The organism is Streptomyces poriticola (assembly GCF_036689765.1).
Lineage (GTDB): Bacteria > Actinomycetota > Actinomycetes > Streptomycetales > Streptomycetaceae > Streptomyces > Streptomyces poriticola.
Genome location: NZ_JBAGKH010000085.1, coordinates 1 through 1415 on the forward strand (window position 1 = coordinate 1; position 1415 = coordinate 1415).

The following is a 1415-nucleotide window of genomic DNA, read 5'->3' on the forward strand; positions in this document are numbered from 1 at the left end:
GAGGAATAGTCAATACCTGTGGATCTTTGGGGTAGTCAGGCTGCGTGAGCCTCGGGGCGTTCGATGAGTTGGCCGCGTTCGAAACGGGCTCCGGCACGGACGAGGGCGACGAGGTGGGGTGCGTTCACGGCCCGCCACCGCTGCTGGGCGGACTCGACGAGCTTGAAGACCATGGCCAGCGCGGCGGCCGCGCTGCCCGCCCCCTTGGTGACCTTCGTCCGTAGCCGGACCGTGGCGAAGGTCGACTCGATCGGATTCGTGGTGCGCAGGTGGATCCAGTGCTCGGCGGGGAAGTCGTAGAACGCCAGCAGCTCGTCGACGTCATCGGTGATCTTCTTGACGGCCTTGGGCCACTTCGCGGCGAACGTCTTCTCGAACGCGGTGACCGCCTTGAGCGCGTGGTCGCGGTCCTCGGCGTTGTAGATCTCCTGCAGGGCCTTCTTCGCTCCGGGCTGTGCCGACTTCGGCAGGGCGTCGAGGGTATTGGCGATCTTGTGAACCCAGCACCTCTGGTGCCGGGTTTCGGGGAACACCTCCGCGAGGGCCTTCCAGAAACCGAGGGCGCCGTCGCCGACCGCGAGGACGGGGGCGCGCATGCCGCGTCGCTGGGCATCGCGCAGCAAATCGGCCCAGGAGTCGGCCGATTCGCGGTAGCCGTCGGCCATGGCGATCAGTTCTTTGGTGCCGTCGGCACGCACGCCCATCAGCACCAGGACGCACGATTTGGCCTCGCGCAGGCGGATGCGCAGGTGGATGCCGTCGGCCCAGACGTAGACATAGTCGCTGGCCGACAGGTCACGCTCGCCGAACGCGGCATGGTCAGCCTGCCACTGCTGGGTGAGGCGGGTGACGGTGGCCGGCGACAGGCCGGCCGTGGAGCCCAGGAACTGTTCCAGCGCGGGCACGAAGTCGCCGGACGAGAGGCCGTGCAGATAGAGCAGCGGCAGGACCTCGCTGATCTTCGGGGACTTGCGGCACCACGGCGGCAGGATCGCCGAGGAGAACCGCTTGCGCTCACCCGTCGCCTCGTCGACGCGCTTGTCGTTCACCCGCGGGGCCTTCACCTCCACGACCCCGGCCGCGGTGGTCACCTTCCTGGGCTGGTGGTAGCCGTTGCGCACGACCAGGCGGCGACCGGCGTCGTCGCGCTGGTCGGCCAACTCAGCTATGTAGGTGTTGACTTCGGCCTCCAGCGCGGCGGCCAGCATCCGCCGGGCACCCTCGCGGACGATCTCGTCGATCAGGGAGGAGCCGTCGGCGGTGGTGCCGTCGGCGTTGACTACGCTGAGCACGGGCGTGCCTTCCCGACCGGTGCTGCGAACACCGGCCTACTCGATACCAGTCGATCGATCACTCGGGAAGGTACGCCCTTCGCGTGCCCTCACGAGCCGATCCACAGGTAATGAGCATTGCTC

At 67.8% G+C, this 1415-nt stretch carries 1 protein-coding gene; it reads right to left on the minus strand.

Annotated features, from left to right (window positions below):
- Positions 1–35: 35 nt before the first annotated feature.
- Positions 36–1292, minus strand: a complete 1257-nt coding sequence (locus V5O46_RS31540) for an IS256 family transposase (protein ID WP_332888160.1) — start codon at positions 1290–1292, stop codon at positions 36–38.
- Positions 1293–1415 lie beyond the last annotated feature (123 nt).